At 64.6% G+C, this 8735-nt stretch carries 7 protein-coding genes; 4 read left to right on the top strand and 3 right to left on the bottom strand.

The annotated features are described in order from the left end of the window. From E5A73_RS18790 to E5A73_RS18780, 3 genes are all read left to right on the top strand, one after another. Nucleotides 1-344, top strand: a 344-nt coding sequence (locus E5A73_RS18790) for a 5-deoxy-glucuronate isomerase (RefSeq protein WP_135965366.1), incomplete at its 5' end; no start/stop codon positions are given. A gap of 46 nt (nucleotides 345-390) precedes the next feature. Next, on the top strand, nucleotides 391-1965 hold the full coding sequence (locus E5A73_RS18785) for a carboxylesterase/lipase family protein (protein WP_135965365.1): 1575 nt from the start codon (nucleotides 391-393) through the stop codon (nucleotides 1963-1965). 29 nt (nucleotides 1966-1994) lie between these two features. Further along, the gene (locus E5A73_RS18780; protein ID WP_135965364.1) at nucleotides 1995-2984 is read left to right on the top strand and encodes an alpha/beta hydrolase; all 990 of its coding nucleotides are present in this window, start codon (nucleotides 1995-1997) and stop codon (nucleotides 2982-2984) included. A gap of 57 nt (nucleotides 2985-3041) precedes the next feature. Here the strand turns inward: E5A73_RS18780 and E5A73_RS18775 are convergent, their stop codons facing one another. The 3 genes from E5A73_RS18775 to E5A73_RS18760 all read right to left on the bottom strand — a co-directional run bounded on the left by E5A73_RS18775 (nucleotide 3042) and on the right by E5A73_RS18760 (nucleotide 7439). After that, a complete protein-coding gene (locus tag E5A73_RS18775; RefSeq protein ID WP_135965363.1) occupies nucleotides 3042-5972 on the bottom strand; it encodes a TonB-dependent receptor in 2931 nt (976 codons plus the stop codon). Nucleotides 5973-6499: 527 nt separating this feature from the next. Continuing rightward, nucleotides 6500-7027 carry a hypothetical protein gene (locus tag E5A73_RS18765; RefSeq protein ID WP_135965361.1) on the bottom strand — a complete coding sequence of 176 codons (528 nt, stop codon included), beginning with the start codon at nucleotides 7025-7027 and terminating at the stop codon, nucleotides 6500-6502. Nucleotides 7028-7118: 91 nt separating this feature from the next. Then, on the bottom strand, nucleotides 7119-7439 hold the full coding sequence (locus E5A73_RS18760) for a hypothetical protein (RefSeq protein WP_135965360.1): 321 nt from the start codon (nucleotides 7437-7439) through the stop codon (nucleotides 7119-7121). Between the two features lie 244 nt (nucleotides 7440-7683). Between E5A73_RS18760 and E5A73_RS18755 the strand changes: the two genes are divergently transcribed. Beyond that, entirely contained in the window at nucleotides 7684-8712 is a 1029-nt protein-coding gene (locus E5A73_RS18755) for a LacI family DNA-binding transcriptional regulator (protein ID WP_135965359.1), read from the top strand. Nucleotides 8713-8735: the final 23 nt, after the last annotated feature.

The raw sequence follows: 8735 nt of genomic DNA, 5'->3' as shown, positions 1-8735 counted from the left end.
TCGTCATCCCCGGCGTGTGCGACAGCGCGCAGCTGGTGATGGGGCTCACCGTGCTCAAGCCGGGTTCGGTTTGGAACACGATGCCGCCGCACATCCACGAACGCCGCAGCGAGATATATTTGTACTTCGAATTGGACGGCCCCAACGACCGCGTCTTCCACTATATGGGCGAAGGCGAGGCGATGCGCCACATCGTGCTGGGCAACGAGGAAGCGGTGATCTCGCCGCCTTGGTCGATCCACATGGGCAGTGGCACTAAGGCCTATGCCTTTATCTGGGCAATGGCCGGTGAGAACCAGGATTATACCGACATGAACGTGCTCGATATCTGCCAGCTGGCCTAGACCTTCTTGCTCCCCTCCCGCTGTGGGAGGGGAATTTGGAGTCGATATGACCGGGAGCATTCTCACGATGATCGATCGGCGCGCGTTGATCGCCGGCGGCTCTGCCTCCGCCGCGTTGATCGCCGGCCGCGCCTGGGGCCAATCCCCTGGGCCGGTCCGCGCAAATGCGGGGGCTTTCCAGGGCACGGTCGATAACGGCGTCCGCGCATTTCGCGGCCTCCGCTATGGCCGCGCCGAGCGGTTTCGCTCGCCGGTCCCTGTCCCGGCTCATGCCGAGGTGCAGGCTGCGGACCGATTCGGCCCGATCTCGCCGCAATCCGGGAACCGCTACGGCCCGCAGTCCGAGGATTGCCTGTTCCTCAACATCTGGACCGCCGACGCCCGCCCCGCCGCGCGCAAGCCGGTGATGCTCTACATCCATGGCGGCGGCTATTCGGGCGGCAGCTCCACCGATCCGCTCAATGATGGACAGGTGCTGGCGGCGCGCGGCGATGTCGTCGTCGTCACCGTCAACCACCGGCTCAACGCCTTCGGCTATCTCTATCTCGCGCGGCTCGACCCGCGTTTCCCGGACAGCGGAAATTGCGGCCAGCTCGACCTGATCCTCGCGCTCCGCTGGGTGCGCGACAATATCACCGCATTCGGCGGCGACCCGAACAAGGTGATGGTGTTCGGTCAGTCGGGCGGGGGCGCCAAGATCGCGACGATGATGGGCATGCCTGCAGCCAAAGGCCTGTTCCATCGCGCCGCCACGATGAGCGGTCAGCAAGTCACTGCCTCAGGGCCGCTCAACGCAACCGCGCGAACCCGCGCATATCTCGGCAAGCTGGGTGTGAAAGAGAACGACCTCGGAATGCTGCTGGCGATGCCGCAGGATAAACTGGTCGAGGCGCTCTCCGCGACCGATCCGGTGCTCGGCGGCGGCGTCTATTTCGGGCCGGTGCTCGATATGAAATGGCTCACCCGCCACCCGTTCTGGCCCGACGCCAACCCGCAATCGCTCGGCATCCCGATGATCCTCGGCAACACGCGCGACGAGACGCGCGGGTTCATCGCCCCAGATTCAGCGAAAATGCGAGATCTCAGCTGGGACAATGTCGCCGCGCGCATCGCGCCCGAGCTGCGCATCGACATATTGCCCGAATGGGTGGTATCCGAATACCGCGGCAAATTCCCCGCCTGGACGCCCGAGCAGGTCTTCTACGACGCGACCACGGCCGGACGCAGCTGGCGCGGCCAGGTGATCGAGGCCGAGGAACGCGCAAAGGCCGGCGCATCGGGCTGGGTCTACCAAGTCGATTTCGGCTCGCGGACCGATCCGCGGCGCGGCGCCTTCCATACGATGGATATCCCGTTGGTGTTCGGAACGCTCGCCGCTGAGGGATCGCAAACCGGCACCGCCGCTGACGCACGCGCGGCCTCGAAGGCGATGCAGGACAGCTTCGTCGCTTTCGCCAGGGCCGGCGACCCCAATCATGCCGGGCTGCCGCGCTGGCCGCTTTACGCCCTCGACAAGCGCGCGACGATGGTCTTCGATGTGCGCAGCCGCATCGAGAACGACCCGCGTAAATGGCAGCGCGAACTGTTCGCGCGCGTGCCCTACATCCAGCCCGGCACCTGAAGCCGGGCGACTTTTCAGGAGGCTGCCGGATGAAGTTCGATCGCCGTACCGCGCTGCTCGCCGGGCTTGCCGCGCCGCTGGTCGCGAACGCGCAGAGTGCGCCGCCGCACGGCGACACGCCGCTGCCCGCGGGATATGCCGATCCTGTCGAGACGATCGACCTGTGGCCCAAAGGCGCCCCCGGCAGGCCGGCAAGGCTGCCGCTTGAGAAGGTGGAAGAGCGCAGCGTCAATGCCGCGACTCCCAATCGCGCGGTGAGCGGAGTCGCCAATCCGCGGATGGCGGTGTTCCGCCCGCATGTCGCCAATGGTGCATCGGTGCTGATCATGCCCGGCGGCGGCTATGTGCGGATCGTGCTCGACCATGAAGGCTATGTGCTGGCGCGCTGGCTCGCGGCGCAGGGGTTCACCGCTTATGTGTTGTTCTATCGCCTGCCGGGAGACGGCTGGGCGGCGGGCCCCGATGTCGCATTGTCCGATGCCCAGCGCGCGATGCGGCTGATCCGCGCGCGTGCGACTCGCGATGCGCTCGACCCCGAACGGGTCGCCGCGATCGGCTTCTCGGCGGGCGGGCACCTTTGCGCTGACCTCGCGACGCGCCACGCGGTCAAGACCTATGATCCGGTCGATGCGGCCGACAAGCACGCCGCGCGGCCGTTCGTGGCGGCGCCGCTCTATCCGGTCATCTCGATGTCGGCGCCGGACGCGCATATGGGATCGCGCGCGCAATTGATCGGCAAGGATGCGAGCACCGCGCTCGAGGCGGCGCACTCGCCGCACCGCAATGTGTCGAAGACCACCCCGCCCTGCTTCCTTTGCCATGCCGAGGACGACAATGTCGTGCCGGTCGAGAACAGCCTGTTGCTGCGCGCCGCGCTCAAAGCCGCGGGCGTGCCTGTCGAGACGCACCTGTTCACCCATGGCGGGCACGGCTTTGGCATGACGGGGGCAGTCGGGAAGCCCGCGGGCGCTTGGCCTGAGCTTTTGATGCGTTGGGCGCACAGCCAGGGGCTTGCCTAGGGCTGCGACGATGCCTCCTCCCTGCGAGCAGCGAGGAGGTTGGAACAGCGAGAATGACTACAGTTTGAAGCGCGCTCCGATCAGGAAGGTGCGGCCGAAATGGTTGTTTTCGTAGTTCCGGTTCGCATCGATATCGACATAGCGATCGCGATACGCGTCGGTCAGATTATTGCCTTCGAGCGACAGCTCGATATTGGACGTGATCTTGTAGCGGAGCGATGCATCGACGTTGGTGATCGCGTTATAGCCTTCGAACAGATTGCCCGTTCCGGACAATGCATCGAAATACGGCCCCCGATAGCTCACCGAAGCACGCGCGCTGAACCGGCTGTCCTCGTAATAGAGCGTCCCATTGAACGCGCGCTTAGATAGGCCCTGGAGAGTCTGCTCGCGCGTGATCGACTGCGCCCCGCCGATGGTGCAGTTGGCGCCCGCGCATGCCGAGGTGAACGGTCCCGTCTGGGCATAAGGCGCCTTCGAATCGATGAAGGTCGCATTGGCGATGCCACCGAAATTGCGCAGGAAGCCGGGCAGGAAGCGGAACGGCGCCTGGACCGAGAGCTCGATCCCCTTCACTTCGGCACCCGTACCATTTCCCGTGGTGACGACAGTCCAGATGGGCTGTGCCTGCTGCCCGGGATTTAGCGCGGCGGGCGAAGACGCCGCGAGCACCGAGGCGGGCAACCCCGTCGACAGGAACGTGACATTGGTCAGAGTCCGAGCGACGGGGAAGCTGTCGATGTCCTTCTTGAACACCGCGATCGAGAAGATCGACTGCGGCGCGAAATACCATTCGATCGCGGCGTCGTAGGACGAGGCCCGGGTCGGATCGAGATTGGGGTTGCCGAAACTCACGCGATAATTGAAGCCGTCGGCCGAACCGCCCGGCGTCAACGATCCGAGCGTCGGGCGCGTCATCACCTTCGCGGCTGACCCGCGCAGGATCAGGTCCTGAGTCAGGTTTACTGCAACGTTGAGCGCCGGCAGCCAGTCTTCATAATTGCGCTTTACCGTCACCTCGGCACCGCTGTTGATCCCGGTAGAGGACTGATCGGTGCGGACGTAACGGATGCCGGCGTTTACGGCGACCTCAACCGAACCGACGCTGGTCTTCGCGTTGAACTCGAGATAGCCGCCCTTCACCTCCTCGGTAACGCTGCGATTGTTGCCGACGTCGAGCGCCAGAGGCCGGCTGTAGAGCTTGGTAAAATCGGCCGCAGCATCGATGTTGGGAACGAGCCAGCTGTTGCCGTTGCCGCTCGGCTGACCCGCACTGCCCAAGGTGAACAACTCGGCCAGGCTGCTCGTGGCCGGGAAGCCATACACCGCGCTGGCGCCGAAGGTGCCGTTCGGCGAGCAAGTGATCGTGCCGAGAACCAGATCCTGGCCGCCATTGCCGCAGACCGCAGTGTCGCGCTGGAAGGCCTCCACGTCGAAGTCGAAGCGGCGATAGACCCCGCCGGTCTTGATCGTGAACCCTTCGGCCGCGTCCCATTCGGTACGCAGTTGCGCGGTGCGGAACTTGTTGACCACGTTCGACGGGCGATCCCGTATCTCGGCCAGCTGGAAGTTGGCGGGGTCGGTCACGCTGGTGCCGAAAGTGAGCTTCGGCGAGCGCATGTCGGAATAGTCGAAGACATAGCCTTGCGCGTCGCGGTCGTCGAACACGAAGGTGGTCTCGACCGGAATGTCGGCGTTCGATTTCGAAATGCCGCCCAGCAGAGTGAAGCGGAAGCTGTCACCGAGATCCTGATCCCAGCTGCCGCCGACCTGATAGAAGGACGTCTTGGATTCGCGCCAATAATGCTCGGTCCGCACCCAGGCATCGTTCAACGTGCCCGAAACCATGTTGTTATTGTCGTCATACAACGGGTTGACCACGTCGATCGACCGCTCGTTGGAGCGCAGCAGGACTTCGCCCCATTTCTCTTCGCGAACCTCGTTGAAGCGCGAATAGAGCGCGTCGATCGACACTTTGGTGGCATCGCTCGGTGCCCATTGCACGCTGCCGGTCAGGCCGAGCCGCTCGCGATCGTGACGAACTTCGCCGTAGCGCGGAATGCGCGGATGGAATGCAAGCGTCGCCTGGTCGCATGCCGCGCTCGGGCGATAGCGGCCGCCACTGTTCGCGCGCGGGGTGGTATAGGCCAAAGCGGCGCCAGTGCCGGTGGTGTCGTAGAAGCACGGCGTGCCGTCGACCGAGTCGAACTGGGCCTGCGCCCAGCGCACCGTGTTGTTGCCCAATTCGAGATTGTCGGTCTTCTGATATGCCGACGAAACCGCGACGCCGAACTGGCCGTCGGGCGACTTCCACGACAACAGGCCGGCGAGGCGCGGACCCCAGTTCTTCGACAAGTCGTTATAGCTCGCCTGTCCCGAGGCGACCGCGGTGAGGCCATATTTGCCGGCGAGCGGATTGCCCGTGTTGAGGTCGACCACGGCGCCCAGTGAGCCTTCATCGAGCGACGCCTCGGCAGTCTTGTGGACGACCAGCGAGGTGAACAGCTCCGACGCGAAGACGTTGAAGTCAAAGGCGCGATCGCGATTGGCGCTGGCGCCGTCGGTAGAAGTGGCCACCGTTTCGAGCCCGTTGAGGCGCACGCGGGTATATTGCGCGCTGAGCCCGCGCACCGTGATCGCGCGGCCTTCGCCCGCGTCGCGCTGGATCGAGACGCCGGGAATGCGCTGGAGCGATTCGGCGAGGTTCTGGTCGGGGAATTTGGCGATGTCTTCGGCGATGATCGCGTCGACCGCCGCCACCGAATTGCGCTTCACATTCAGCGCTGCCTGGAGCGACTGGCGGAAGCCGGTGACGACGACTTCGTCCCCCTGTTGCGCCTCGTCGGCGGGCGCGGTCTGTGCCTCGGTCGCCACGGGTACCGGCTCGGCGGTCTGCGCCGCCGCATCGGCAGCTGCTGTGAGTGCCAGCACTACTGCAGCCGCAGATGCACCGGTGCGCGAGTTGATATGGGAAATGCGCGCTTCCATGTGATCCTCCTTGCCTAATTTCCCGCGCCGCTCTTCTGACGGCTCCGGTTTGCAGCCGCTTTCCCGCGATTGGAAACCGGTGTCAACCGTCGCGCACGGTCATCGATCTTTCGCATGTCTTGCTGTTGTAGATCGGCAACAGAAGCCAAACGGCCAGCATCATTCCCATATTTTGGGATACTTTAGCTATTCCACATAGCAGAGCGGGTTACCGGTGTCAGACCGCACGTTCGGCAAGCGGATCGCTTAGCTCTGCTCTCCGCCACGTCGGCCAGCCAGTGTTCCAGGTTCTTGTAGCCATCGCCCTCGCGGTCGCCGTTCCCGTCTGCGACCTTCGGATCGAAGCCGCGCGTGCGCTCCACACGCATCAGGCATACCATCATCGTCGCTGTCGCGCGGTGCGGGAAGGCTCTTGAGATCGGGCCAGCCGCCCACGTCGCGCTGGCTGTCGATCTGCGCGCCGGTCCGGTTGCGGACGCCAGTGCCGACGAGCACGCGGTCATAGGCCTGATCCGCCGGATCGGCAGCTATCGGCCCGATGTCGACCGGTGCGGAGAGGCGATAGCCCTAGGGTGCCACGCAGTGACGAAACTCCACGAACCGGCGGGGATCCCGCCGTTCATGCTATTCCCCGCAAACCACGCCTTGGCGAGCATGGTGGATTCGTCGAACGCTACCGGCTTCTTCGATTGCGGACCGGCGACATAGGCGTTGTCGATGAAATTGTAGCGCGCGCGTGGCCTTGTCGGCGTTGTAGCCCGAATGCGAGCCGCCCCGATTATAGAAACGTTCGAGCGGAAATCGACCAAAGGGCCAATCGGATCAATCTCGGGCACATCGTAATTGCCTGGACGCGGCATGCGCGCGGCATGGTTGGCCCAGAGATTGTGGTGGAAGCTGGTCAATGAGCCGCGGCGGCCGCGGATCAGGCTACCATAGCCATGTTCCCCCTTGGCATCGAGCGAATGCGTCAGCGATTCCGATATGATCGACCATTGCACGGTGAGAACGTAGAAACCCTGCTCCGGATCACTGAAGCGCGCCGAGGCCGACAAGGTCTCGTCGACCGACCGACTCGTCGAGACATGATCGAGGATGATCCGGCGGCCCTAGGTCACCGTCACGGCATCGGATTCGGTTTTCGACTCATCGCCGCCGCGAGCGGATATAGCGAACCACGACATCGTCGCCCGAGACCTGCAGCATGTGATCGCGCAGGGCGATGCCGTCCCCCGGCGCCGACTGGCCAGCGATCGTCACGCGCCCCTCGCGGATGACCAGCCGGGTAGTTCCCGAGATTAGGAACAGGATCGTGCGCGGCCCCTTGGTCTCGACCGCGGCGCGCAGGCTATCGAGGCCGCTGTCCGCGAGGTTGATAGCGAACGGTATTTGCCCGCCGCGCCCGCCGAGCGCGAAGCGCCCTGCCCCCTCTGCGCCTGGAAAAGCGAGTTGCGCAAAAGCGAGCATGCCGTTGCTTACGCCGGCCGGAGTCGGTCGGGAGTGTGCACGGACCTGCCGCTCACCCAGACCTCGCTGGGCGAAACCCGCTCGCAGCCATCGCGCCGCCCCAAGGTTGACTCAACATCTTATCCTCTCGCTTGCCTCTGATATGCTTATGATACCGGTATCAAACGGTCGCACCGTTTTGCAACGGGGCAGCCGCCTGTGGCTGCATTTGGTGCAATCGCCCAGCCGGGTTATGCCGTCTGCAATGAAGCGCAGTTCGCAACCCACGATCAACGACGTCGCCCGCATCGCCGGCGTCTCCAAGAAGACCGTGAGCCGGGTGATCAACCAGTCGCCTTTGCTCAACGGCGACACCCGCAAACGCGTCGAGGAAGTCATCGCCGATCTCGGCTATGTGCCCAATCCGCAGGCGCGCGCGCTGGCGCTGCGGCGCAATTTCCTGATCGGACTGATCCACGACAATCCGAACGCGCAGATGGTGCTCAACGTCCAGCAGGGTATGCTCGAAGTGCTGCGCGACACCGAATTCGAGCTGATCGTCCACCCGGTCAATCGCGGTTCGCCGACGATGCTCGCGGATATCGGCCAGTTCCTCGAGCGGCAACGCCCGTTCGGGGTGATGATCCTGCCGCCGATCTCCGAGAACGACCAACTCGCCGCGCTGTGCGCCGAAATCGGTGTGCGCTATGTCCGGATGGGATCTGCGCCGCTCGACGACGCGCCGCACATGGTCGCCTCGAACGATCGCGAAGCGGTGCACGGTGCAATCGCACACCTGATCGAATCGGGGCATCGCCGGATCGGGCTGGTGCTCGGGCCGCATGGCTTCCGCTCGGCGCACGAGCGGCAAAAAGGCTATGAGGAGGCAATCGAACGCGCCGGACTGCCGCTCCAGCGGACGCTGATCGTCCAGGGCGACTATAAGTTCGAATCGGGCATGCGCGCGGCCGAGCAATTGCTCGATCTGGCGCCGCGTCCCACTGCCGTATTCGCCTCCAACGACGAGATGGCGGCAGGGGTGCTCCATGTCGCGCGGCAACGGGGGCTCAACGTGCCGCAGGACCTCTCGATCATCGGCTTCGACGATACCCCGATCGCCTCGCATCTCTGGCCGCCGCTCACTACGGTACGCTGGCCGATCGCGACGATGGCGCGCGCTGCGGCGCTGAAGCTGCTAAGCGGCGAAGGCGGCGCGCACAGCGAAGACGGCGAAGCGTCGCTGTTCGTGTCGACACTGATCCGCCGGGCGTCGGTAGCGCCAGCGGCCGGGTAGCGATTTAACCGGACCACCGGTGC

Source organism: Sphingomonas gei, from assembly GCF_004792685.1.
In the GTDB taxonomy this organism is placed as follows: domain Bacteria; phylum Pseudomonadota; class Alphaproteobacteria; order Sphingomonadales; family Sphingomonadaceae; genus Sphingomonas; species Sphingomonas gei.
This window is presented reverse-complemented; position numbering and strand designations above follow the sequence as displayed.

Bases quoted from the DNA above. Each gene is read 5' to 3' on its own strand.
- E5A73_RS18775 (WP_135965363.1), bottom strand. From the start codon at position 5,972: ATGGAAGCGCGCATTTCCCATATCAACTCGCGCACCGGTGCATCTGCG.
- E5A73_RS18755 (WP_135965359.1), top strand. From the start codon at position 7,684: ATGAAGCGCAGTTCGCAACCCACGATCAACGACGTCGCCCGCATCGCC.
- E5A73_RS18760 (WP_135965360.1), bottom strand. From the start codon at position 7,439: ATGCTCGCTTTTGCGCAACTCGCTTTTCCAGGCGCAGAGGGGGCAGGG.
- E5A73_RS18785 (WP_135965365.1), top strand. From the start codon at position 391: ATGACCGGGAGCATTCTCACGATGATCGATCGGCGCGCGTTGATCGCC.
- E5A73_RS18780 (WP_135965364.1), top strand. From the start codon at position 1,995: ATGAAGTTCGATCGCCGTACCGCGCTGCTCGCCGGGCTTGCCGCGCCG.